Origin of the sequence: Lysinibacillus sp. NPDC097162 (assembly GCF_044762185.1) — a bacterium.
Classification (GTDB): domain Bacteria; phylum Bacillota; class Bacilli; order Bacillales_A; family Planococcaceae; genus Lysinibacillus.
Genome location: NZ_JBIWDT010000001.1, coordinates 1,495,861 through 1,519,306, shown reverse-complemented (window position 1 = coordinate 1,519,306; position 23,446 = coordinate 1,495,861). Strand labels below are relative to the sequence as shown.

Below are 23,446 nucleotides of genomic sequence, written 5' to 3'. Positions count from 1 at the left end.
AATGTGTGCTGTTATGATAAACAGTACACATTGCTTTTTTGATTGTTTCTATTACATTGCTTGTTCTTCGCCTTCTTGTGTTTGATTGGCAGTTGTCAGATAGAACAAGTCACGTGGGATTTTATATAAATTAAATTGTGCCTCTCCACTATTAACTTGTGCTAATAATGTAGGGTGACTATCATTTGCATCTACAACATAAGGTAACTTTAATGCGGCACGCTGTGATTTAATATTTTCTACTCGAATACGAAGGAAAACCGTATTGAAATTATAATCAAAAAATAATTCATTCAAAAAAAGCATTTTTGCCTTTTGGTTGTAACCTTGCCCTTGATAGGGGAGTCCTATCCACGTTCCGAGGAAGCCCGCACCGTCCTCAACATCATGAATGCTAATGGTGCCGATTGGTTGCCCCCAATCATCGGTAATTGTCCTTGAGATAGCGAGCCCTCTCGCTTCTTCTTCGATTAGTTGCTTGGTCATAAACCAGTATTCATCCGCCGATTTGGCTTTTTGACGGACGAAGGGAAAAACAGATGGATGCGATAATAGCTCATAAAGCTCTGTACATTCATGAAGGTCTCGATGTTTAAGCATACGAAACGCCTCCTTTACAAGGGTAGTCAAAACAATTCCGTTAAAGCATAAAGAATAAAACTAAAATTCGTACTGGAATTAAAAACCCAAAGAACTAGACGTTATAACTATGATATCCATAATCTCCCGCAGTCTTACTGATTTTGCGACCATACCGAAAAATGGCTAGTTTTATTGATATAATATAACAAGTCTACTGCTTGGTGCAATCAATTTGCTCTTTTAAACAAAAAATAAGTTTAATTGTCAGTTAATTCAGAATAATAGAGAAAAAACACCTTTTGTATTCTTATGTTATATATGGATAAAAAGTCTATTATAGTATTATATTACATCAAAATGGCGAAAATGGTATTACCTTAGTATCGTTTTCTTGATTTTTTAGTAAAATTTCATCAAATTTTTCTCCAAAAAGGATAGAATCTTTCTTAATTCAAGAAAGTTAAACGAATGTATATATGGTATAATATTAGTGTAATTTTTATGTTATAAATAAATACCATTTATAACGAATTTATATATATGTGACTTTATAATGGAGAGTGACATTATGGAATATCTTTTAAGCGAAAAACTTTTCAATCAACTATTTATTGGAGAAGATTTCGTCTATTTAATGAAAAAAGTAGGAGACGATTATCAATATGTTCGCTTAAATCAGGCTGCCCAAGTTCTGGTATCTACTAATGCCCTTGGGAAAATGCTGTCTGCTGTTACTTCTCGTCGGAATTTTGTCATTATTCAAGAAAATTATCACCGAGCTATTGAACAGCATCAACAAATCGATTATGTGGATTATGCTTATGTTAAATCAGAAGTTAGAAAATATGAGACCTCTGTCCGGCCAATAAAAGACGGGGATGATTATTATATTTTAGCTATTACAAAAGAAATCTTATATGACAGAAGTATTGAAGATAAATTTTTATTTATGCGATCAATGTTCGATCATGCTTATTTTTCAACAGTCATTTTATCTGCAGAAGGTACTATATATGAAGTAAATACAAGCTTCATAGAAGATTTTAATTTAGATAATGATATGGTGAAACATCAGCCGTTCATTGACTTACCTATTATCCCTCATGAGGAAATTGAGAAAATACAAAACTATTTACAAAGGGCTGCAATGGGCGAAAATATTGGTGAAAAGCTGATTAAGCTTCATACATTGGATAAACAGGAGCGCATGTATTTAGTATCGTTGTCACCAGTAATGCAAGGTGATAACTCCTTTGCTATTTTTCTTATCATGCAAGATTTTACACAATTTACCGAGCAAAAGGCAGAGCTACGTTCAAAAACCCATGGTCTCGAAGTGTTTAAGGCGGCTTTAAATTTCGCAACTTCTATTGCTATTTTAGATAACGAAGGCACGATTATGGAAGTTAATGATTTATTTTTAAATGCTTCGGGATTTACAGCTGAAGAGCTAATTGGTCAACCTTATAATCTTATCGAGCCACGTAATAATAAAAAAGGAGTTTTTCAAACAATCAACGAATCCCTTGTATTGGGGGAGGTTTGGAGAGGGGAGCTGTGCTATCGCACCAAATATCATGCAGACTATTGGGTAGAGGCAGCCATTGTGCCATTGAAAAATGAATTTGGCAAAGTGGAACAATATTTATCCATTAACTATGATATTACGGACAAGAAGAGAATGTTAACGGAATTGAAAAATATTGAGCGTACTTTCCGATTAATTACTGAAAATACAAATGATTTAATTGTCATCATCAATGAGGATGGCATTATTATTTATGCTTCACCGTCCTATAGGATGTATTTAGGCTATGAGATTGTTGAATTACAGGGACAGTTTTACAATAGTATAATCGAGGAGCAAAGTAAGCCAGCGTGGCAAGCATTTCTAAATGATTTTACTGCTAAGTCGGACACGCAGTTTGAACTTTTGCTTAAGTCAAAGGATGGTACGCCTGTTTGGACTGAAGGAAATGTAACGGTAGTGCATGATACAGAACGCGAAACAATTTCCCAAATAATAATGGTTTCACGTGAAATTACTCATCGAAAAGAACGAGAAAATGATTTGCTATATTTAGCCTATCACGATAGCCTAACTCAGTTACCGAATCGAAGGTTTTTATTGAAAGAATTCCCTAAACTACTTTCGGACGCACATGCAAAAGGTACTTGTATTGCAATGCTTTATATTGATGGAGATGACTTTAAGGATGTAAATGATCGTTATGGGCATGATATGGGTGATGATTTTATCCGTAATTTCGGTAATGTGCTAATAACATCTGTACGTAGTCATGATTTAGTCATCCGAATGGGTGGAGATGAATTTATCATTATTTTAACGGGTTTAACGCGGAATCCAGATGAAAGACAAGTTCAGATAATGCATATTATTAACCGTATTCGCAATGAATTGAAAAATGGATGGACTATAGAAAAGTATTTCTTTGCACCTACTGCATCTATTGGGATTGCTTATTATCCTGACCACGCAACAACTCTTGAGTCGCTAATGGATCTAGCAGACCAAGCTTTATATAAAGCGAAGGAATGCGGAAAAAATAATTTATTTATTACTGGACCACTTTAAAAAAAGTCTGTACAAACGAGTATTTACTTGTGGTACAGGCTTTTTAATTGATGTTATGCTAGTACTATAATAAAGATGATGTTTATATTTTGAAATTAGAAGGTGATCAGATGCCTAAAAAAATACTTTTAGTAGAAGATGAGAAGCATATTGCCCGATTTGTAGAACTAGAGTTACAACATGAGGGCTATAATGTAAACGTTGCCTTCGATGGGCGAGAAGGGCTAGCATTTGCCACAACGGAAGATTATGATGTGCTATTACTCGATGTGATGCTACCTAGTATTAATGGAATTGAAATTTGTCGCAGGGTTCGTACTCAATCCCAGGTACCGATAATTTTACTTACCGCTAGAGACGCAGTAATGGATAGAGTTGCTGGTTTAGATGCTGGGGCTGATGATTACATAGTGAAGCCATTTGCAATCGAAGAATTGCTTGCACGTATACGAACTATTTTGCGCCGTGTAGAGCCTAACGAAAAAATAGGAGGGGACACACTTCAATTTCGGGATATTGAAATTGACATTGATGCATACGAGGTATTGGTTCAAGGTAAAAAACTTGATCTGACTAAAACCGAATATGATTTGTTAAAGCTATTAATAGAACAAAAAAATCGTGTATGTACACGTGAGCTAATTCTAACTTCTGTTTGGGGATATGATGCTGATATCGAGACAAATGTCGTTGATGTATATATTCGCCATTTACGGACAAAACTACCCGGTAATTCAAATGCCTATATTGAGACTGTTCGTGGAGTAGGGTACGTGATGCGCGAATGAAAAAAATAAAGGAATACTTAAGCAATCTATCATTACAAAGAAAATGGATGTTAACATCTAGTGCAGTTATTTTTATAAGCTATGCGATTATTTGTATAGTCGTATATGTATCACTGCATACTTGGCTTTTAAATGATGAAGGAAGTAAAGTGAAACGAACAAGAGATGATGTCGTTTCATTCTTAGAGTCACAAGGGCCAAACATCTCAATACAACAAATTCAGCAAAATACGGGATTATTGAAATCAATTGTCGATCGTGACCAAACTGTCCGACTATTTAATAATGATGGTATTGAAATTTTACGTATTAATAATGCCTCACAAGCTGCACCGCTTTCTTCGATGGGGTCAATTGTCCAGACGACTATTGACAAAAAAGATGCGTATGTTGTGAACGAACCGTTACAACTTGGTTTTTTTCAAGTATATATTCAAGTGATACATCCGTTAACACGTTTTGAATCATTAATGCGTTATTTGTTGACTGCTATGCTCATTGCAGGAGTTGGCGCATTATTACTTTCAGGTTCCATTGGGTATTATTTAGCAAATTATTTAACGAAGCCACTTCATGCATTACGTGCATCAATGAAAACAGTAATGGATCAAGGTTTTAATGAACCAATTCAGCTATCCTATACATCAAATGATGAAATTGGCGACTTGTTAAAAATGTACAATGCAATGATGAATGAACTGCAAATATCATTTGCTCAACAGCAACAATTTGTCGCAGATGCTTCCCATGAATTACGGACACCGATTCAGGCGATAGAGGGACATCTCTCATTATTGAAACGCTGGGGCAAAGACGATCCTGCTATTCTTGAAGAGTCAATAGACACATCACTGACGGAAATTACAAGAATGCGTAAAATGATTGAAGAGTTACTGGAGCTTGCACGACGGGAAGAAAAAGATGAGATGAGTGAAGCAAACCCAATAGATGTAATTAAAAGTGTGATAGAAGAAATGGCGCTATTATACCCAACAGCAAAAATAACGCTGTCGAAAAATGGTGGAATAGGGGCGGTGTTTATAACATCTAATGCACTTAGTCAAGTAGTTCGCAACATTGTAGAAAATGCGATTCGTTATTGTGAAAAAGTTCCGGAAGTAAATATTTCCCTTTCGATACAGGAAGATGAAATGCAAATTCAAATCGCTGATAACGGTATTGGTATAGCTGAAAATAATTTGCCATATATTTTTGATCGTTTTTATCGGGTTGATGAGGCAAGAAATCGCCAAATTGGCGGTACAGGCTTAGGTCTCAGTATCTCTAAAATGTTACTTGAAAAATACAATGCTTCGATAGAAGTCAAGAGTGAAGAAAATGTTGGAACCGTTTTCTTGTTGAGGATACCGCTAAAATATTAAAGAAAATGCGCGGTTTATTTAAGATTTTTAGCCTTCGGGAAAAAAATTGCTTAATTTGCTAAAAAGTGTTGTATTTTTTGTGAAGAGTAGTAAGATTGAGATGGAAAAAACGTTCTTTAAAATATGGATAACTTGTGTCAAACATCCTTTAAAAGAACGGGATAATATTATATAATTAATTGTAATTTAATTAATGGAACTGCCGATAGGCAAAATTTGGAGGTCATTTTTCATGTCGAACAACGTTACAACTGTAAGTTCTCCATGGTCAGCTTTCTCTGGTCCTAACTTAGGATATGTGATGGAGCAATACGACTTATTCTTACAGTCTCCTGAAGAAGTAGAACCGGAGTTAGTATCATTATTCCAACAATTTGGTGCACCAGTAGAAGTAGAAGGTGAAGTAGCTGTAGTAAGTGGTTCAGCAGCTCCTGCTGGCGATTATAAAAAGGTATTGGCAGCTGTTAAATTAGCTGATGCAATTCGTTCTAAAGGGCATTTAGCTGCAGATATTTATCCTTTGAAAAATCGTGCACTTCAAACAGCACAAATTGAAGAAAGTGCGTTCAACTTAAGTCCTGCGGATTTAGCAGAAATACCTGCTGCTATCTTCTTCAAAGATGTGCCAGCGGGCGTGAAAAATGGTAAGGATGCTATTGACTATTTGAAATCTGTCTATACAGATAAAGTAGCTTTTGAATATGAGCATGTTGTAGCAACTGAAGAACGTGAATGGATTCAAGCACAAATCGAATCTGGTTCTTTAAAACAAGCACTAACTTCAGATGAGAAAAAAGCGTTATTAGATCGTTTAACACGTGTTGAAAACTTTGAAAAATTTATTCACAAAACATTTGTTGGTCAAAAACGTTTCTCTGGAGAAGGTTTAGATACTCAAATTGTCCTTTTTGATGAAATTTTAAAAACAGTAGAAGCAAACAATGTTGAAAATGTTCGTATAGGAATGGCGCACCGTGGCCGTCTAAATGTACTAACACATATTTTAAATAAACCATATGACATGATGTTCTCAGATTTTGCACATGTTTCAAACGATTTATTTATGCCAGAGCATGGTCGACTTGAAATTACAAAAGGTTGGACTGGCGACGTGAAATACCACATGGGTGCTTCATATACTCGTGAATCAGGCATGAACGTAAAACTAGCTTATAACCCTTCTCACTTAGAAGTTGGAAACCCAGTTGTATTAGGTTCTACTCGTGCAACACAAGATGATACATCAAAACCAGGGCAAGCTGTGCATAATCCAGCTAAAGGCTTAGGTATTCTTGTACATGGTGATGCTGCATTCCCTGGTCAAGGTATTGTTACAGAAGTGTTAAACTATTCGAAAACAGAAGGTTTCTCAACAGGTGGGACAATTCATATCATTGCAAATAACATGATTGGTTTCACTACAGAGCTTCAAGACTCACGTTCATCTGTCTATTCTTCTGACCCAGCAAAAGGTTATGAAGTACCAGTTGTTCATGTGAACGCAGACAGCCCAGAAGCTGTTTCTCAAGTAGGTCGTTTTGCAGCAAGCTACCGTCAAAAATTCGGAAAAGATATTGTTGTTGACTTAATTGGTTACCGTCGACATGGTCATAATGAAACAGATGACCCAACTGTAACAAATCCAGAAACATACAAACTTGTTTCGAAACATGAGACAATTCGTGCATTATACGGAGCGCAGTTAGTAGCAGAAGGATTAGTTACTGCTGATGAAGTTGCGGCACTTGATTCAGCTATTTATGCTGAGATGCAGGTTGCTTATGATCACGTTAAAGAAATGGCAGAAAAAGATGAACATAAACATTTAGAAATGCCAGAAGAATTAAAAATTAATTTCCCACAAATCGATACAGCAGTAGGTGCGGAGCGTTTAGAAACGATTAACGAAGAACTACTTGTGTTTGAACAAAACTTCGAGCCACAAAAGAAATTAGGCAAAATTTTAGAAAAACGTCGTGATGCATTTGCATCTGCAAAAATTGATTGGGGTCATGCTGAAACATTAGCATACGCAACAATAATTCAAGATGGCACTCCAGTACGATTTACTGGTCAAGATGCTCAACGTGGTACATTCTCACAACGTCATTTAGTGTTACATGACAAAAATAACGGTAACGTATTTACACCACTTCACCACATTTCTGGTGCAAGCGCTTCATTTACAGTACACAACTCACCATTGACAGAAGCTGGGGTTGTTGGCTTTGAATACGGTTACAATTTAGAAAAAGGTAACGTACTTTCAGTATGGGAAGCGCAATTTGGTGACTTCGCGAACATGGCTCAAGTGATGTTTGATAACTTCATTTCAGGGGCACGTTCTAAGTGGGGTCAAAAATCTGGCTTCGTCATTCTTTTACCTCACGGTTACGAAGGGCAAGGTCCTGAACACTCTTCAAGCCGTATGGAGCGCTATTTACAAATGTCTGCTGAAAATAACTGGTTTGTTGCAAACTGCTCGAATGCAGGGAACTACTACCACTTATTACGTCGTCAAGCAGCATTGTTGGAAACAGAAGGTGTGCGTCCATTAGTGGTTGTATCACCAAAATCGTTACTTCGTCATCCATTAGCTGCAGCAAATGCTGAACAATTAGCAAATGGCTCATTCCAAGAAGTAATCGAGCAACCAGGTTTAGGTTCAAAAACTAAATCTGTTGAACGAATTGTATTAGGTACAGGTAAAGTAATGATTGACTTAGCAGACCGCGTGAAAGATGGAGAAGGCTTCGATCACTTACACATTGTTCGTGTAGAGCAACTTTACCCATTCCCAACAGCGCAAGTTGCTGATATTATTGCTAAGTATCCTAACGCTAAAGAAATCGTATGGGTACAAGAAGAACCTAAAAACCAAGGTACTTGGAATTACGCATTGGAAACATTATATGAACTATCTGAAGGTAAAAAGCTTCGTTATGTAGGTCGTCCTGCAATGAGCTCAACTTCAGAAGGTGATGCAGATTCTCATAAAGCAGCTCAATCAGCTCTAATTGAAGAAGCAGTTGCTGAAACGGTAAAAGTAAACTAAATATATTTTTATTACTGGAAGCTGGGCTACATGCCTAAGGCGGTAGCCCTTTTATGTGCATGATACGCATGCACGTTAATCAAAGGAGGAAATGAAAGTGGCTGAAATTAAAGTCCCTGAATTAGCAGAATCGATTACAGAAGGTAGTATTGCACAGTGGGTTAAAAAAGTGGGAGACCGCGTGGAAAAAGGTGAATTCATCGTTGAACTTGAAACAGATAAAGTAAATGCTGAAATCATTTCTGAAGAAGCTGGGGTGTTAACACAAATTTTAGCTGAAGAAGGCGATACTGTTCTTGTAGGTCAAGTAATCGCAGTTGTAGAAGCGGGCGAAGGGGCAGCACCTGCACCAGCAGCACCAGTTACGGAAGCTCCAACACCAGCGGCTCCTCAAGCAGTAGCTGCACCAACACCAGCAGCACCAGTTGTGGAAGAAACTTCTGGCGAGCGTGTAATTGCATCTCCTGCAGCACGTAAACTTGCTCGTGAAAAAGGTATTGATCTTGCAGCTGTATCTCCAGTTGATCCACAAGGTCGCGTACGTGTACAAGACGTTGCAGCTCACGGTACAGCACCTGTAGCAGCACCTCAAGCGACACCAGCAGCACCAAAAGCAGTAGTAGCTGTTGATGAGTCACGTGTTACAGTTGAAAAAATGAGCCGTCGTCGTCAAACAATTGCTAAACGTTTATTAGAAGTTAAGCAATCGACTGCTATGCTTACAACATTCAATGAAGTAGATATGACAAATGTTATGGCACTACGTTCTCGTAAAAAAGATCAATTCTTTGAGTCTACTGGCTCTAAGCTTGGTTTCATGTCATTCTTCACAAAAGCTGTTGTTGCGGCGCTTAAAAAATACCCTTATGTGAATGCTCAAATCGTTGGCGATGAAATTCACTTAAATAACTTCTTTGATATTGGTGTAGCTGTATCAACTGAAGAAGGTTTAGTAGTACCAGTTGTACGCGATGCTGACCGCAAAAACTTTGCTGAAATTGAAGATTCAATTGCAGACTTAGCTAAAAAAGCACGCGATAAAAAATTAGGTTTAGCTGATCTTCAAGGTGGTTCATTCACAATTACAAATGGCGGTGTATTCGGTTCATTAATGTCAACACCTATTATGAACGGTACACAAGCTGCTATTTTAGGAATGCACTCAATTAAAAAACGCCCTGTAGAAGTAAATGGCGAAGTAGAAATTCGTCCTATGATGTACTTAGCATTATCTTACGACCACCGTATTATCGATGGTAAAGATTCTGTAGGCTTCCTTAAAACAGTTAAAGAGTTACTTGAAAATCCAGAAGATTTATTATTAAATTCTTAATTCGATAAATTAAGTATTCAAACCCTGCAAACTTAACTGTTTAGCAGGGTTTTTCATTTAGATTGATTTACGCTATAATGAAATTTGCTTGATGGTCTTAATGGCCTTTATTTGACTGGGAAATCGATTCTTATGGTTTATAAATCTTGTTTTTTATAATAAAAATTTGTGAAATGATGACAAACATAGTTAATGTTATTCTACTTTATTTATGGATTTTAAAAGGATTAAAGGCTAATTTTGTAATTAGTCAGAAAAATGATAAAACTATCTTGACGACTATGCTAGCTTTATAGTAATATCTATATATCAATTAAATAAACAAACCTCACTTTTGTTTTTTGTGAGGTAGAGGCGCGGTATTTATTAGTCCATTGCTGAGTATAAGCAAGCGAAGACGTAATGGAGAAGGAAATATCGCCGAAGTATAAAAGGAGCTCGTACTTTTATGCTGGGTCTGCAGTGAATAAGTGCAGGACTGTCCTAGTAAATTCAATTCCAGTTTACTAGGTTGTGCTATCTCGGAAACATGGAAATTATAGTGAGGATTTGGGCAACTGTCAATAAAAGGTAAGACCTAAGTTCAAAACTTAGGTCTTTTTTTGTACAGTTGCTTTATTTTTTTTACAGAAAAGGGGAGTTTTAGATGAAAAGAAAATGGTTGTTATTTATGTTAACAGCAATGACAGCAATCGTGTTAGCGGCTTGTGGTTCTGGTGACAAGGATGAAAAGACAACAGGTGATGGTTCAAAGGAAGAAACTGGTGGAGAGTTCCGCATTGGGATGGAAGCAGGTTATCCTCCATTTAACTGGACTCAGCAAGATGATGCAAACGGAGCAGTGAAAATTGCTGATAATGCAGAGTATGCAGGCGGTTACGATGTACAAATGGCGAAAAAAATCGCTGATGGCTTAGGTAAAAAATTAGTAGTAGTAAAAATGGAATGGGACGGTTTAGTACCTGCGCTTCAGTCAAAAAAAATCGATGCGATTGTAGCAGGGATGTCTCCAACAGAAGAACGTAAACAAACAATTGATTTCACTGAAAACTACTACACTTCTGATTTCGTAATGGTAATTAAAAAAGGTAGCAAATATGAAAATGCAAAATCAATTCAAGATTTTTCAGGTGCAAAAGTTACATCTCAGCTAAATACATCTAACTATAATGTTATCGATCAAATTAAAGGTGTAGAAAAGCAAACAGCGATGGAAAACTTCTCTGCAATGCGTGTAGCTCTAGAAGCTGGCAAAATTGATGGCTATGTAGCTGAACGTCCAGAAGGTATTTCGGCAGCAGCAGCTAATGACAAATTCACATTTGTATCTTTTGAAGAAGGATTTGATACAGATATTTCAAATACTTCAATTGCAGTTGGTTTACGTAAAGGTGATGCTAGTCTAGATAAAATTAATGAAATCTTAAAAGGTATTTCAGAAGATGATCGCCAAAAAATTATGGAAGAAGCTATTCTTCAACAACCTGCAGCTCAGTAATACAAAAAGAGATAGGGTTGTCCTTAACGAAAAAACAGCATACCGGAAATTTCAAGTATGCTGTTTTCTCTAAGTGAAAATTCACTTACAACATATAGAGAAGTTGATTTTTACTGATTGAAAGTCGTGACATTTTGCTAAGAGCGACTGGGACAGCCTTTATCATATTTAGTTTGTTCAGAAAGGCAGTCATTCTGAATAAAGTCATGTCTAAGAAGTGTGTCACATATTTTGAATAAAGCAAATGAATTCAAATGAAGAGATGATTTCACAAAAGGCATAATTGATATAAAGCAACAACACGTTGTTAGGAGGAACATCATGAGTTTAGAATGGATCATTTCTATTATAGAAAACAACTGGCAAATGTTTTTACGAGGAGCGTATTATACGTTACTCATTTCAACAATCAGTACAATTATTGGTGCATTCATCGGATTTTTTATTGGGATTATGCATACCATTCCAGTTCGTAAAAAAAGTATAAAACATTTTTTATTAAAATGTATTAATTTTATACTGACATGCTATGTTGAATTTTTCCGTGGTACACCAATGATTGTACAGGCAATGGTAGTATTTTACGGGCTAGATATTGCTTTTGGCATCGATATGCACTTTATTACTGCTGGTATTTTAGTCGTTTCACTAAATACGGGTGCGTATATGGCTGAAATCGTACGTGGTGGGATTGTCTCTATCGATAAAGGTCAATACGAAGCTGCTTCTGCGATTGGCATGGGGCATGTGCAAATTATGATGCATGTTGTATTACCGCAAGTTGCTCGTAACATCTTACCTGCAACAGGTAACCAACTCATTATGAATATTAAAGATACTGCCGTTTTAAGTGTAATTGGTGTAACGGAATTATTCTTTCAAACAAAATCGATTTCGGGTAATAACTTCCGTTATTTCGAATCGTTCTTTGTCGCATGTGTGCTTTACTTCATTATGACATTTACGGCTTCAAGAATTTTACTATATGTAGAAAAACGTCTTGACGGTCCGGATGCTTATCAAAAAGAACTGAAAGAAATTGACTAGGGGGAACGAACAAATGGCAATCATTCAAATAGAACATTTAAGTAAATCATTTGGTCGTAACCAAGTATTAAAAGATGTGAATTTTAAAGTAGAAAAAGGAGAGGTTGTATGTCTAATTGGTTCATCAGGATCCGGCAAGTCAACACTCCTTCGTTGCATTAATTTACTTGAAACACCAAATGGTGGGGAAATTATTTATAAAGGGGAAAATATTTTACACGCAAAACATAACGTTCAAGCTTATCGTACACATTTAGGAATGGTTTTCCAACAGTTTAATTTGTTTAACAATCACAATGTGCTAAAAAATTGTACAGTTGGACAGGTAAAAGTGTTAAAGCGATCAAAAGAAGAAGCTGAAAAAACAGCTTTAAAATATCTTAAAATCGTCGGGATGGATCAATATGTTAATGCAAAACCACGTCAACTTTCTGGTGGTCAAAAGCAACGTGTAGCCATTGCTCGTGCATTATCTATGAACCCAGATGTAATGCTTTTCGATGAGCCAACATCCGCTCTAGATCCAGAAATGGTTGGGGAAGTGTTAAAAGTAATGCGTGAATTAGCAGATGCGGGAAATACGATGCTGATCGTTACACATGAAATGGAATTTGCGAAGGAAGTTGCAGACCGTGTTGTGTTTATGGATAAAGGTGTAATTGTTGAGGAGGGGCCCCCTTCAAAGGTGCTAGTAGACCCGGAACACGAACGTACAAAAGAATTTTTAAAACGAACGCTGAAGTAAGTTTTATAGTATTTCAATTGTTTTCATATGTTTGTATAAAATAATGCCTAAAAAAGTGAGTCCAGAGCGAAGGACTCACTTTTGCTTATCGTATCCGCACGCAGCGGAAGTCAACAGCTTTTGCAATCATGTTAATAAAATGGAATTTATTTATTGATATGTTCAGTTGATTGGAGCGGAGGGCGACGACTCCTGCGGGAACGCACAATACGTAAGACGCAACAATCCGCGCTAGCGAGGGTTGCGGCTTACGGTGTGCCCGCGGAAAGCGTCCGCACGTAGCGGAAATCAACGGCAATAGACAACTATACTTATTTTCTAGAATTCCATTCTGCATATAAAATGAAGCAAATGGCAAATGCGACCGCGATGATAAAAAACCATTGTGGGACTCCACCGAAACTCATAACAACACCTCGAGTATAGATTTTATAGTATGAAATATGCAAACAATTCGTTATTAAGGACAAAATATAGACTTCTATAGTTTTTTCTCCACAAAAGAGCCAAAATCGTATAAAATAAACAATAGATGTTAGCTAATGGCTAGTAAAGAGAGGTAGAGAATTTATGTTACATTTAAAATGGAAAGATGCACCAACACTTCGTACAGTTACTTGCAAACATACGAACGCATCTAAATATTTAGTATCAAACGTATTAACAGTTGGGAAAGAATATGAAGTGAAAAATGAAACAGAAGAGTTCGTTTTCATTATCGACAACACTGGTAATATTGGTGGTTACTATAAAGAGTATTTCGCATAATAAGATAAAGGGGTGTCTCACATAATTGCTGAGACACCCCTTTATATAATTTAGCGCCCCATAATATTATTCCATCGTTTTTGATTGTTTCATGCCAGCTACATCCTGTTGTAGATGTTGTTTTTCCTTTTCGGTAGCTGTATGTAAAGCAAAAACATCTTGAATGGCCATTTTAAGCTCATGCTGTGTTTCTTTAAATTTCGTTACTTGTTGTTCAAAAGATGGGCTTGTAAATCGTTCATTTGTACGTGCTAGTCGTTCTTCTAGCTGTGCATAATGATGATCCATATTCATTGAAAGCATCATTGCTAATTGATTTTTCCAAAGAGGTATAAGTGTGACGATTGAAAACTCGATTTTCTCAGCAAGTGTTTGATTGGCTTGTTGAATCATGCGTATTTGAGGTGCTGTTTGTAATGCTACCTGTTGTGAAACTTGTAAATCATATATACGCTGATCAAGACGTTCAAGTTGCGCCGTGAAATCATTGAGCTGTTGAATAGCGAGCGGTTGTTTAGTCGTTTGTACGATGCTGACTTTTGAAGGTAGCTCAACTTCAATAGCTTGGTGTTTTTTCATCTGTCCAGCTGCAATGGCAGTTGCTAGTTCTTCAAAAAATCCCCGATTATGTGTATATAATTGCTCCAGTAATTCAACGTCTCTTATTAGCTGTAGCTGTGCACGTTCGAGCTGGACACCTATTCGTTCAACCTGAATACTAATTCGTTCAAACTCAGTAAGGGTTTGTTTTACAGTTGGTTCTGTTTTACCGAACATTTTTTTAAAGAAGGAAGGTTTTTTTGGCTCTAGTGCAGCAGGGTCTACACGGTCTAATGTTTGCATTAATGAATCAAGCATCTGTCCAATCTTAGTGACATCCTTATCCTTTACTTGTGCAAGCATGCGATCTGCAAATTGAGAGACGGCGCGTTGAGAGTCTTGGCCTAAAGATAACACTGATTCAAAATTAGTTAGGTCAATTTGACTTGCATATAAAAGTGCTCGACTTTGAGCAAGAGGTGATAGCGTTTCATAGGTAGTCATTGCCTCTTGATTTGACGATCCTAAATAGGTTTGTACAAGAGGTGAGATTCCTGGCAACGATTCTAATGGAAAGATAGAATCTCTGTTAGCTGTCATTTTTCATCGCCTCGCCATTCCAGTTGTTCTTTCCTTCTTAAGTTGGAACGGTTTGCAAATTCAATTTCCATTTGAAGATGATCGATATCGTTTGAAAGTGCATCTTTCAAGTCAATTTGAAATGTAGAATTTAAATCCGATAACGTTTCGCGTGTTTTTGATAATGTCACTTGGATTTCTTTATCTTTGACAGGTTGCTTTGATAGCATTGTATACTTATCAGTCAATTCAACTGCAGAAGGGAGGTGAGCATAAAAAAACGGCTCCACATTGTAAAACTTTTGCGGATCAGTTTTTACAATTTTAACGATATTTTTTGAAATACGAGTCATTTCGAGTAATTGTTTAAAAGCAGAAACTGAACGTACGCGTAAATAGTTTTGACTTAATGTTTGAATATGCTTGTTAGCTGTTGAAAGCTGTAGTTCTATATGTTTGTACTCATCCTTCGAAATACCTGCTATGTGCATAACTTTTCTTTTTTGATTATGTTTTAGCAACGTTGTACTCGTTGCATATGTTCCAGCGAACAATAAACCACCAAGGAAGTATCCTGGATTTGCTGCAAACGCTGTAATAGAAACAGTTGATAGAGAAATTAAAAGGCTAGCGGTATGTCTAGAGAAAAACTGTCCTATACTGAGCATAGTTTCTTCCTCCTTGCTTTTCAGTATGTCTATCTTCTAATACGTAATAATCGACATAAAGTTTCATTATTAATAATTGTACTTATATTAATTTTACTGCTGTTTGTTAAGTTTCTCAATGAATACACCTGCGCAAAAGCTCCAAACTTGCCTAATGGTGTACTTATAACCTTTATAGTATGTTCGATTTATAAAAAGACCATTACCAATAGTCCGTTAATCTTAAGTTTTTCTTGCGATTAAAGGGAAGTAGAAAAAAAGAAGCCAGACTTAAACAATGTCCGACTCCATACGTACATAACCTTTTAAATCGTCGTAAAGTTCTAAAGTAAATGAGTTAGAGTCTGCCTGAGGGCTAACACCCTTTTGAACAAATAGTAGAAATTCGTCAATTGCTTTTTTTGAACCTTCTACTTCTACTTCAATTTGCTCTTGTGCATTTAACTTGCAATACCCTTTTAAACCAAGCTCAATTGCTTTTTGTTTAATAAAAAAGCGATAGCCAGTCCCGTAAACATCTCCGAAAAATTTAATCAGCGCTCTTTTGTTCACGCTAAAACCTCCCAAAAGTAGTAGAGGGATAATCCCTCCAACTTACTGCATAACACGTTCTTTTTCCAAATAAGTAATTAGGTTATTAATAAAGAATAGAACTCGCTCTGAGGCTTCATCCACCTCTTTTAAATGGTCCTCAGCTTTTTTAATATTACCAACTTTAAAGGCTTCTGCAGCTAGTTTGGCAGATTGGTGTACTCGTAAGTGATAGCCATCTAATTCACGATAATCCTGTAAATGGCCAAAGCGTTCAACAGTACGAGAAGCAGTATACCATTTACCTAGGCGACATTCCGTATGTGAAGATACATCACTTGGCTGTACTTCTTCTAAACCAAGGAACATATTATAAATACGCCATTTCCATAAAATATGATCAGCTTTCGAAAGCTGTAATAGGGCAATTGAAGAAAGTTGGACATTATTATTCGAAATAATGTCATTACGGAAACGATTAATCTCTTTTCCTAATAAGTGAATATCGCTTGATGTATTAGAACTATAATTGCGAATATCATCTTGAAGGTTAGAAATTTCAATCATTCGGGCAGATACTTCATCAATTGCGGCAGCTTGCTCTTGCGAAATAGCAGCGGTATTTGTAACATCAAGATTAATGCCTTCAATTGCAGAAACAATGGCATTTAACAAAGGTAACGATTCTTTTGCCTCAATTGTTGCTTCTTTAATAATAGAAGTTGTTTCTGTAATAGAATGTGACACTTCATTTGAATAACTTTTTAAATGGTGAACATTTGTAGAAACCTCACTAAGAGCAGTAACGGTGCCTTCAGCCAGCTTACGTACTTCTTGGGCAACAACTGCGAACCCTTTACCATGTTCACCAGCACGAGCAGCTTCAATCGAAGCATTCAATGCTAGTAAATTTGTTTGATCTGCAATTTGGTTTATTAAAGTTACAACGTGTTCAATATCATTTACACGTTTTTGCAACTCAGTAAACGAGTCAACGATTGTTGTAAACGTTTCTTCTGTTTTGAAAATTTCTGATAAAGCATGTTCAATCGCATTTTTTCCTTTAACGGCATGGTCAACTGATTCCGTTGTTTTCTCTGATATATGAGAAGACATTCGGGCTACTTCATTGATCGATGCGGCAATTTCCTCAGTTGCAGCAGTAGATGATTGGATTTCCTCATTTTGCTTGTCTAAGCTATAAACTAAATCTTTCATGTACATAATTTTCGCATTGACATCCATTAGTGAAGAAATTTCAGAGACAACGTTTTCAACAATACGCTCTGTTAATACTTCTACAAGTAATTCTTGGTCCACATTGACAGCTGATTGGAAAGATTTCATATACTCAAAAGCTTTGTTTGGTTTTAAACCAAAGTTATGTAAAATATATGTCGTAATATAAAAGGCAAATTGATTGAAAACAACGATTAATTTACCAGGTTCATATTGGTTTTTTCGAAACAAATTATAAAACTTAACTGTTTCATCTACATATTCATCATCACGAGTAGCTAAAAAGAATTGAGTTAAATATTGATTTATATTTTCTTCGCTAATCGTTTGTTGGGAGGAAGGTGAAATCTCACTTAAATAATTATTAAATATTGCATTCATAGAAGGGGTAATATCTTTCAATTTATAAAAGAGTGCTTTTAAATTTTCTTCATCTTGTGAATTAAAGTGATTAAAAGCTAATGTCTTATTGAATCGCCCTGTTGCACTTAAATTTGTTCCACGTTTTAATAATTCATCTAGTTCGGCCTTAGGTCGAATACTTGAAAACATAAAAAAAACCTCCAAAATAAATAATGAATAATAAGGTAATAATAGCATATTGCAGGGTGTTTTAATAGACATTTCAGGAGCGTTTGCTAAAATTAGAATATCTTATTACAGCAAGGAATGTGGCAAATATGTATACAATACTTTACATGAAAGCTGATTATGAGCCTTGGTGGAAATTTGAAGGCTGGGAAGCTTTTATTCAAACGAAAGAAACGTTTGAAACAAAAGAACAATTTGAGCAAGCATTACAACGGAAATTAAATCATTTCCGATCAGCATATGAACATGAGGCGAGTAAGGAAGGTGGATATTGGGCATTTTGGTCTGAAGATGAAAGCTTTTACTGCGAGGCATGTGATGATGATGCACAAGTATATCATGGAATAATGGTATTTGAAGAACAAAGTTAAAGTAATTTTCAAATTAATTAAAAAAACAATTTTCTTTATTTGACAAAATTATGAATGGTGGTATACTTAACTTAACAATTTAATTGCTTCACCGGAAACATGGATTCACATATTACAAAAAGTGATCGCGTTAGTTCGGTACTCTTTGTAATATGTGAATTTTTTTAATTCGTTGAAGAAATTACATATTGTTCACTTTTATTTTTTTGGAGGTTTTTTTACATGAAACAAGGTACAGTAAAATGGTTTAACTCAGAAAAAGGTTTTGGATTCATCGAAGTTGAAGGCGAAAACGACGTATTCGTACACTTCTCAGCTATCCAAGGCGAAGGTTTCAAAACACTTGACGAAGGTCAAAAAGTGGAATTCGAAGTTGTAGATGGCAACCGCGGACCACAAGCTGCTAACGTAACTAAACTTTAATTCTCAGTAATTAAAATTACTTTCGTTAAAAAAAAGCACCCTATAAATATAGGGTGCTTTTTTCTATACATTTCGGCAATTGCAACTTAGCAATTGCTGGTATATTACTATTGACTTACATTATAACAACTCCTTTTTTCCTACAGTTTCGATTAAATTTTTGAATTTTGGGTAATAGGTAAAGAGAGCAGGAGGAGGAAGATCAATGGAGGACTATCAAAACATTCCTAATGAGCAGGAGCAAAAAGATTTTTATCAAAAATTGCGAAAAAAATTGGAACAATTTCTTGTGTCAAAGACGGGGATGAAGCACAAATATGCTGATTATTTGTTGTTCGTTCCTGATATTTTTCATTTATTAGTTAAGATAGTAGCAGATCCTGCTATCGACTCGAAAAGTAAGTCATTAATTGGCGCTACAATTGCATACTTTATTTTCCCAATGGATTTTCTACCAGAAGGTATATTTGGCTTTGGAGGCTTTCTCGATGATATTATGCTGGCCACTTTTGTCCTCAATATGACAATTAATAAATTAGGGCCAGAAGTAATCGAAAAACATTGGACAGGGGATGAAAAATTGCTTGAGCTATTACAGAAAATCACTGAAACGAGCAATCAATACTTAAGTAAAATGCCTGTAAAATCAATATTTACTAAATATATTAAAAATAAATCTAAATAATAATATTATGTAAACTTGACTACTAACATGTAAGACCCCCAAAAAAAATGGGGGTTTTATTGTAATAATCGAGCTTTTAAGTAAACATTTCAAAACTCGAACCTATCGTGGATTTTTTGTGATATAAAATTAAATTATAGTTTGACCTTAACCTCGGTCCCGTCTTGCGCTTTAACATCTACAAGTATAATGCCTTTATAATTTTTCAGTTCATTGACAATAGGTTTAAGTGTTTCTTTATCTATAAGTGGGATAGTAAAGTCTATTTTTTTTCTATCGAAGTGCTCTTTTGTCCATTTGTTTGCAATTTGCTGAACAAACTTTGAAAATAAGATAGAAATAAGGATATTTAAAATTGCATATGGAATTGGAATAGTAAAATTAAAGCCTTTTGTTTTCACTTTTACATGCATCATAAGCAAATCACTACTCAATAATGACTGAAACGGTATCCCCGTTTGCAGATTTAATATCAACAATTTGGCCATCTAATTCATTTTCGATTGCTTCAATTATAAGGTTGATATCTATATCTTTAACGTATTTTTCCGATTGGGGGATACTAGCTGCGATGCTGTGACCAGCCATTAATACTACTTTGACAAGTTTTATTGGTAAATTGACCATGACGTTATCATTTTCGGATGATACAACACGAACTTTTAATGTTTTATCTAAATATTTTGTTGTTTTTTCTAAAAAATTATTTCCTGTATCTTCCTTGTCTTTTAATGCTTGAATAAGTTCTGATCCCTTCTCTGCATCAAGCTTTCCTTCTTGTATCATTGTTAACACTCTTGCAATTTCCTCTTTCATAATAAGTTCCTCCTTATTCTTCTTTTAAGAGCTTAATGGCTTCTTCTGGTGTGATTTCGCCATTTTCCAACATAGTGACAATTTTTTTCTCGTCCACTTCATTTTTCTTCTTTTGTACATATCCAAGCGATGAGATGATTTCTGTTAACTTACCTCGAACAGTAGGGTACGAAATCCCTAATTCTTTTTCAACTTCTTTAATATTCCCTCTACATGTTAAAAACACTTCCACAAAATGAAGTTGATCTTTTGATAGAGAGGCGAGCTTTGATAATTCAAATTCATTTTCGATCGTCGTGTGACAATGAGAGCAATGGAGCTTGGTAATTTTTAATGTTTTATTACAGACAGGACAATTCGTAATTACTTTATAAGCCATATTGAAATTTCCTTTCTTTAATTTAATTTGATTATACAATAAGGTATTAAGAAAATAAATAATAAAATTTAATTTATTTAATTTTATTATTAATAATTTTAATTTTAAGTTTAAGATAATTAATTATACCTTTATTAATTGTGTAGTTATTACTTAAAAAATTGAAGGAACTTTTATATATGGGACCAGAGCGAAGAAAATAAGTTTGACTGGACACCAATTAGTGTCCTATAATTAAGGTCACCAATTGGTGTCCTATTTTAGGAGAGGATGATTTTGAACGATAAAGGTCAAGAACGTGATGTTTATGTAGCAGTCGCTGACCCAACAAGACGGAAATTGCTACGTTTGCTATCAGAAGTAGAAGAATTACCTCTTCACGAATTAACAGCACAATTTCAAATGGGTCGGACTGCTGTTTCTAAACATTTGGCTATACTAAAAGAAGCTGGTTTAGTTTCAGATCGTAAAGTTGGTAGAGAAACAAGATATCGATTAAATGCTGCTCCTTTAAGTGAAATTAAGGATTGGGTAAGCCATTACGAAAAGTTTTGGAAAGAAAAAGCGTTACTTTTAAAAAATTTATTAGAGGAGGAATGAAAATGGCAGAATTGTCATTAGATTTTCAGTTCACAAGTTCAATCGAGAAAGTATGGAATGCATTAACGGATTCAGAAACACTTGCAAAATGGATAATGGAAAATGATTTTAAACCAGTTGTAGGACACCGTTTCCAGTTTCGTACACAACCGACAGAATGGTGGAATGGTATTATTGATGGGGAAGTGCTAATAGTTGAAGAACCATACAAATTATCATATACGTTCGCAAGCGGTGAAGAGCATACGGTAACATGGACATTAAAAGAATTAGAAGATGGGAAGGTAAATCTTCATCTTGAGCAAACGGGTATTTCAAGTGCTCAAGCAGTAGAAGGTGCAAGATATGGCTGGTTAAATTGGTTTAACGGCTTTGAAAAAGTGTTAGAGGAATTATAAACCTAACCTCAAAACCTGTTGATTGTACGAAGTTAATGTATAAAAAAGCAAACGGCTAAATATGGAACAAAGCCGTTTGCTTTTTTTAATAATTTTTTGTGCTGACCATTTCCTTCACTAACATCAAGTTGAAGTCGCTGAATTGAAAAATAGAGAGGATATTACGATGAAAATAAATCATTTAATAGCAAATAATATTAACAATTTAAATGCTCTATTACCAGTAAATCAATCGTTAGGTATTGCTGGTTTGTCTGGGTCTGGTAAAACAACATTTTGTCAAACAATTGGCGAAGAATCGAAAAAACGACTCGTATCCTTATTGCCGAAGGCTGAATATCAGTATTTATTTCCTAATATTATGGAAACGAACTTCAGTGCGATTAATATGGAGGACTTGCCACTTGTTCTTTTTCTAGGTAGATCATCCATTTCCTCCAATCCACGTTCAACTATTGGCACTCATACTGGCGTGTTTACAGAAATCCGTGTAACGCTAGCAGAAAAATATCAACTTTCTCCAGAGGTTTTTTCTTTTAACAATGTATTAGGATGGTGTCCTGATTGTAAAGGACGCGGGACAACTAAAAATGTTGAATGTAAAAAGTGTAAGGGCAAGCGTTTTAATCAAGAAGTTGAACAATATAAATTGGCTTTAATGGACACAGAGCTCAGTATTTCCGATATCAATGACTTAAGCATTGAAACCATTCTCTCACAAGCGGAAGTTTTAAATATTAGTGAAGGGAAGCAACAAATCCTTCAAAATATTATCAATATGAATGTAGGCTATTTAACATTAAATCGAATAATGGGAACATTGTCAGGTGGAGAGTTAACACGCTTATACTTGGCCGAATTTATGGCGACTAGTGAAAATACCGTTATTATTATCGATGAAATTTCTGTTGGCCTAGATCACCAAACACTTCTGACAATTTTAAAAGAAATCGAGCAATTAGGCTACAAAAATCAAATTTGGCTCATTGATCATTCGGATACAGTGCTTGACATAACGGACGAGCAACTATTTTTTGGACCAGGTAGTGGAAAATATGGAGGGAAAATTGTTGAACAATCTCCACGCCCTAAACCAATTATTTGGGAACGAAATCATGCAATACCTGAAGAATACTACTCATTTCAGGATCTTTACTGTCGTAATATTCAAATGGATCATATTGATATTCCTAAAAATAGACTTGTCACCTTTACCGGAGAGTCTGGATGTGGTAAATCGACACTCGTAAATGTATGTCTGGCCAGTGATTTTCAAAAACGATATCCTAAAGATAAGTTAGTCATGGTGGGGCAAGATCGGAACCAATCGATTACGAGTCGTTCAACTGTTGCAACGTTTCTTGATATTAAAAGGAAGCTTACAAAATATAGTGACGATATTGATGATATTTTTCAGCGTTCAATTGAAGATATTATTGAAGAGTTGCCTACAGAGGATATCGCTTTTAAACGCCTAAGTTTATTGATTAAATTAGGACTTGGTTATTTGACGTTGGAGAGAAAAACACAAACATTATCGACAGGAGAATTTCAATGTGTCCATCTTGTTTCGGAGCTATTTGCTAATACAAGAAATCCTCATACACTCTTTATTTTTGACGAGCCTTCAAAAGGACTATCACAAAATATTTTAAACCAATTCATTGATAGTATAAGGGGAATATTACAAGATGCATCTGTCTCCATTATCATGATTGAACATAATCCATATATGCTAGAAAGCTCTGATTTTATCGTTGATTTCGGTAAACGACAGCTAGCGCCTGTTACGCATCTTGATGTTGTCAGTTATGATGACTATCAACATAAAC

Annotated in this window: 22 protein-coding genes, 1 pseudogene and 1 riboswitch; of the genes and pseudogenes, 15 read left to right on the top strand and 8 right to left on the bottom strand. The window is 35.5% G+C overall.

Going from position 1 to position 23,446, the window contains the following annotated elements:
* Positions 1-51: 51 nt before the first annotated feature.
* Positions 52-600 (bottom strand): GNAT family N-acetyltransferase, encoded by a 549-nt coding sequence (locus ACIQXW_RS07590; protein ID WP_340824494.1) that lies wholly within the window; start codon positions 598-600, stop codon positions 52-54.
* A gap of 550 nt (positions 601-1,150) precedes the next feature.
* Between ACIQXW_RS07590 and ACIQXW_RS07585 the strand changes: the two genes are divergently transcribed.
* From ACIQXW_RS07585 to ACIQXW_RS07545, 9 genes are all read left to right on the top strand, one after another.
* On the top strand, positions 1,151-3,178 hold the full coding sequence (locus tag ACIQXW_RS07585) for a diguanylate cyclase domain-containing protein (protein ID WP_401016819.1): 2,028 nt from the start codon (positions 1,151-1,153) through the stop codon (positions 3,176-3,178).
* A gap of 110 nt (positions 3,179-3,288) precedes the next feature.
* Positions 3,289-3,966: a response regulator transcription factor gene (locus ACIQXW_RS07580; RefSeq protein ID WP_401016817.1), complete on the top strand. Its 678-nt coding sequence runs from the start codon at positions 3,289-3,291 to the stop codon at positions 3,964-3,966.
* On the top strand, positions 3,963-5,348 hold the full coding sequence (locus ACIQXW_RS07575; protein WP_402760830.1) for a sensor histidine kinase: 1,386 nt from the start codon (positions 3,963-3,965) through the stop codon (positions 5,346-5,348). Before ACIQXW_RS07580 ends, ACIQXW_RS07575 begins: the two co-directional genes overlap by 4 nt.
* 232 nt (positions 5,349-5,580) lie before the next feature.
* Positions 5,581-8,403, top strand: a complete 2,823-nt coding sequence (locus tag ACIQXW_RS07570) for a 2-oxoglutarate dehydrogenase E1 component (RefSeq protein ID WP_340824500.1) — start codon at positions 5,581-5,583, stop codon at positions 8,401-8,403.
* Between the two features lie 97 nt (positions 8,404-8,500).
* On the top strand, positions 8,501-9,736 hold the full coding sequence (gene odhB, locus ACIQXW_RS07565; protein WP_402760828.1) for a 2-oxoglutarate dehydrogenase complex dihydrolipoyllysine-residue succinyltransferase: 1,236 nt from the start codon (positions 8,501-8,503) through the stop codon (positions 9,734-9,736).
* A gap of 341 nt (positions 9,737-10,077) precedes the next feature.
* Positions 10,078-10,263: riboswitch (Lysine riboswitch) on the top strand.
* A gap of 119 nt (positions 10,264-10,382) precedes the next feature.
* Positions 10,383-11,234 (top strand): transporter substrate-binding domain-containing protein, encoded by an 852-nt coding sequence (locus ACIQXW_RS07560; protein WP_340824504.1) that lies wholly within the window; start codon positions 10,383-10,385, stop codon positions 11,232-11,234.
* Positions 11,235-11,555: 321 nt separating this feature from the next.
* Positions 11,556-12,281 (top strand): amino acid ABC transporter permease, encoded by a 726-nt coding sequence (locus tag ACIQXW_RS07555; protein WP_340824506.1) that lies wholly within the window; start codon positions 11,556-11,558, stop codon positions 12,279-12,281.
* A 13-nt stretch (positions 12,282-12,294) separates the two neighbouring features.
* On the top strand, positions 12,295-13,026 hold the full coding sequence (locus ACIQXW_RS07550) for an amino acid ABC transporter ATP-binding protein (protein ID WP_340824508.1): 732 nt from the start codon (positions 12,295-12,297) through the stop codon (positions 13,024-13,026).
* Between the two features lie 570 nt (positions 13,027-13,596).
* Entirely contained in the window at positions 13,597-13,794 is a 198-nt protein-coding gene (locus tag ACIQXW_RS07545; protein WP_340824510.1) for a DUF6501 family protein, read from the top strand.
* Between the two features lie 66 nt (positions 13,795-13,860).
* Here ACIQXW_RS07545 and ACIQXW_RS07540 read toward each other — a convergent pair whose 3' ends face one another.
* The 4 genes from ACIQXW_RS07540 to ACIQXW_RS07525 form a co-directional block, all read right to left on the bottom strand.
* Positions 13,861-14,934 carry a toxic anion resistance protein gene (locus ACIQXW_RS07540; RefSeq protein ID WP_401016811.1) on the bottom strand — a complete coding sequence of 358 codons (1,074 nt, stop codon included), beginning with the start codon at positions 14,932-14,934 and terminating at the stop codon, positions 13,861-13,863.
* Positions 14,931-15,581, bottom strand: coding sequence for a 5-bromo-4-chloroindolyl phosphate hydrolysis family protein (locus ACIQXW_RS07535; protein ID WP_340824514.1), 651 nt, complete (start codon positions 15,579-15,581; stop codon positions 14,931-14,933). The genes ACIQXW_RS07540 and ACIQXW_RS07535 overlap by 4 nt, the downstream gene beginning before the upstream one ends.
* Before the next feature lie 270 nt (positions 15,582-15,851).
* Positions 15,852-16,133 carry an acylphosphatase gene (locus ACIQXW_RS07530; RefSeq protein WP_340824515.1) on the bottom strand — a complete coding sequence of 94 codons (282 nt, stop codon included), beginning with the start codon at positions 16,131-16,133 and terminating at the stop codon, positions 15,852-15,854.
* A gap of 42 nt (positions 16,134-16,175) precedes the next feature.
* A complete protein-coding gene (locus ACIQXW_RS07525) occupies positions 16,176-17,903 on the bottom strand; it encodes a methyl-accepting chemotaxis protein (RefSeq protein ID WP_402760825.1) in 1,728 nt (575 codons plus the stop codon).
* Positions 17,904-18,031: 128 nt separating this feature from the next.
* Between ACIQXW_RS07525 and ACIQXW_RS07520 the strand changes: the two genes are divergently transcribed.
* The 3 genes from ACIQXW_RS07520 (at position 18,032) to ACIQXW_RS07510 (ending at position 19,421) form a co-directional block, all read left to right on the top strand.
* Positions 18,032-18,313 carry a DUF1033 family protein gene (locus ACIQXW_RS07520; protein WP_340824518.1) on the top strand — a complete coding sequence of 94 codons (282 nt, stop codon included), beginning with the start codon at positions 18,032-18,034 and terminating at the stop codon, positions 18,311-18,313.
* Between the two features lie 222 nt (positions 18,314-18,535).
* Positions 18,536-18,736 carry a cold-shock protein gene (locus ACIQXW_RS07515; protein WP_004230088.1) on the top strand — a complete coding sequence of 67 codons (201 nt, stop codon included), beginning with the start codon at positions 18,536-18,538 and terminating at the stop codon, positions 18,734-18,736.
* A 205-nt stretch (positions 18,737-18,941) separates the two neighbouring features.
* Complete coding sequence (locus tag ACIQXW_RS07510) at positions 18,942-19,421, top strand: YkvA family protein (protein ID WP_402760823.1); 480 nt, start codon at positions 18,942-18,944, stop codon at positions 19,419-19,421.
* A gap of 134 nt (positions 19,422-19,555) precedes the next feature.
* Here ACIQXW_RS07510 and ACIQXW_RS07505 read toward each other — a convergent pair whose 3' ends face one another.
* Genes ACIQXW_RS07505 through ACIQXW_RS07495 form a run of 3 tightly spaced genes read right to left on the bottom strand, consistent with a single transcriptional unit; the run spans position 19,556 to position 20,616 of the window.
* On the bottom strand, positions 19,556-19,837 hold the full coding sequence (locus tag ACIQXW_RS07505; protein ID WP_340824522.1) for a hypothetical protein: 282 nt from the start codon (positions 19,835-19,837) through the stop codon (positions 19,556-19,558).
* Between the two features lie 10 nt (positions 19,838-19,847).
* On the bottom strand, positions 19,848-20,237 hold the full coding sequence (locus ACIQXW_RS07500; protein ID WP_340824524.1) for an SHOCT-like domain-containing protein: 390 nt from the start codon (positions 20,235-20,237) through the stop codon (positions 19,848-19,850).
* 13 nt (positions 20,238-20,250) lie between these two features.
* Positions 20,251-20,616 (bottom strand): DUF2089 domain-containing protein, encoded by a 366-nt coding sequence (locus ACIQXW_RS07495; protein WP_337981186.1) that lies wholly within the window; start codon positions 20,614-20,616, stop codon positions 20,251-20,253.
* A gap of 276 nt (positions 20,617-20,892) precedes the next feature.
* On the opposite strand from ACIQXW_RS07495, the gene ACIQXW_RS07490 reads away from it, so the two are divergent.
* The 3 genes and pseudogenes from ACIQXW_RS07490 to ACIQXW_RS07480 all read left to right on the top strand — a co-directional run.
* A complete protein-coding gene (locus ACIQXW_RS07490; RefSeq protein WP_340824526.1) occupies positions 20,893-21,216 on the top strand; it encodes an ArsR/SmtB family transcription factor in 324 nt (107 codons plus the stop codon).
* On the top strand, positions 21,213-21,614 hold the full coding sequence (locus ACIQXW_RS07485) for an SRPBCC family protein (protein ID WP_401016803.1): 402 nt from the start codon (positions 21,213-21,215) through the stop codon (positions 21,612-21,614). The genes ACIQXW_RS07490 and ACIQXW_RS07485 overlap by 4 nt, the downstream gene beginning before the upstream one ends.
* A 166-nt stretch (positions 21,615-21,780) precedes the next feature.
* Positions 21,781-23,437 (top strand): annotated as a pseudogene (locus tag ACIQXW_RS07480) (ATP-binding cassette domain-containing protein); the annotation flags it as partial.
* Positions 23,438-23,446: the final 9 nt, after the last annotated feature.

Coding starts and splice junctions, on each gene's coding strand:
- ACIQXW_RS07590 (WP_340824494.1), bottom strand. CDS start 600: ATGCTTAAACATCGAGACCTTCATGAATGTACAGAGCTTTATGAGCTA.
- ACIQXW_RS07585 (WP_401016819.1), top strand. CDS start 1,151: ATGGAATATCTTTTAAGCGAAAAACTTTTCAATCAACTATTTATTGGA.
- ACIQXW_RS07580 (WP_401016817.1), top strand. CDS start 3,289: ATGCCTAAAAAAATACTTTTAGTAGAAGATGAGAAGCATATTGCCCGA.
- ACIQXW_RS07575 (WP_402760830.1), top strand. CDS start 3,963: ATGAAAAAAATAAAGGAATACTTAAGCAATCTATCATTACAAAGAAAA.
- ACIQXW_RS07570 (WP_340824500.1), top strand. CDS start 5,581: ATGTCGAACAACGTTACAACTGTAAGTTCTCCATGGTCAGCTTTCTCT.
- ACIQXW_RS07560 (WP_340824504.1), top strand. CDS start 10,383: ATGAAAAGAAAATGGTTGTTATTTATGTTAACAGCAATGACAGCAATC.
- ACIQXW_RS07555 (WP_340824506.1), top strand. CDS start 11,556: ATGAGTTTAGAATGGATCATTTCTATTATAGAAAACAACTGGCAAATG.
- ACIQXW_RS07550 (WP_340824508.1), top strand. CDS start 12,295: ATGGCAATCATTCAAATAGAACATTTAAGTAAATCATTTGGTCGTAAC.
- ACIQXW_RS07545 (WP_340824510.1), top strand. CDS start 13,597: ATGTTACATTTAAAATGGAAAGATGCACCAACACTTCGTACAGTTACT.
- ACIQXW_RS07540 (WP_401016811.1), bottom strand. CDS start 14,934: ATGACAGCTAACAGAGATTCTATCTTTCCATTAGAATCGTTGCCAGGA.
- ACIQXW_RS07535 (WP_340824514.1), bottom strand. CDS start 15,581: ATGCTCAGTATAGGACAGTTTTTCTCTAGACATACCGCTAGCCTTTTA.
- ACIQXW_RS07525 (WP_402760825.1), bottom strand. CDS start 17,903: ATGTTTTCAAGTATTCGACCTAAGGCCGAACTAGATGAATTATTAAAA.
- ACIQXW_RS07520 (WP_340824518.1), top strand. CDS start 18,032: ATGTATACAATACTTTACATGAAAGCTGATTATGAGCCTTGGTGGAAA.
- ACIQXW_RS07515 (WP_004230088.1), top strand. CDS start 18,536: ATGAAACAAGGTACAGTAAAATGGTTTAACTCAGAAAAAGGTTTTGGA.
- ACIQXW_RS07510 (WP_402760823.1), top strand. CDS start 18,942: ATGGAGGACTATCAAAACATTCCTAATGAGCAGGAGCAAAAAGATTTT.
- ACIQXW_RS07505 (WP_340824522.1), bottom strand. CDS start 19,837: ATGATGCATGTAAAAGTGAAAACAAAAGGCTTTAATTTTACTATTCCA.
- ACIQXW_RS07500 (WP_340824524.1), bottom strand. CDS start 20,237: ATGAAAGAGGAAATTGCAAGAGTGTTAACAATGATACAAGAAGGAAAG.
- ACIQXW_RS07495 (WP_337981186.1), bottom strand. CDS start 20,616: ATGGCTTATAAAGTAATTACGAATTGTCCTGTCTGTAATAAAACATTA.
- ACIQXW_RS07485 (WP_401016803.1), top strand. CDS start 21,213: ATGAAAATGGCAGAATTGTCATTAGATTTTCAGTTCACAAGTTCAATC.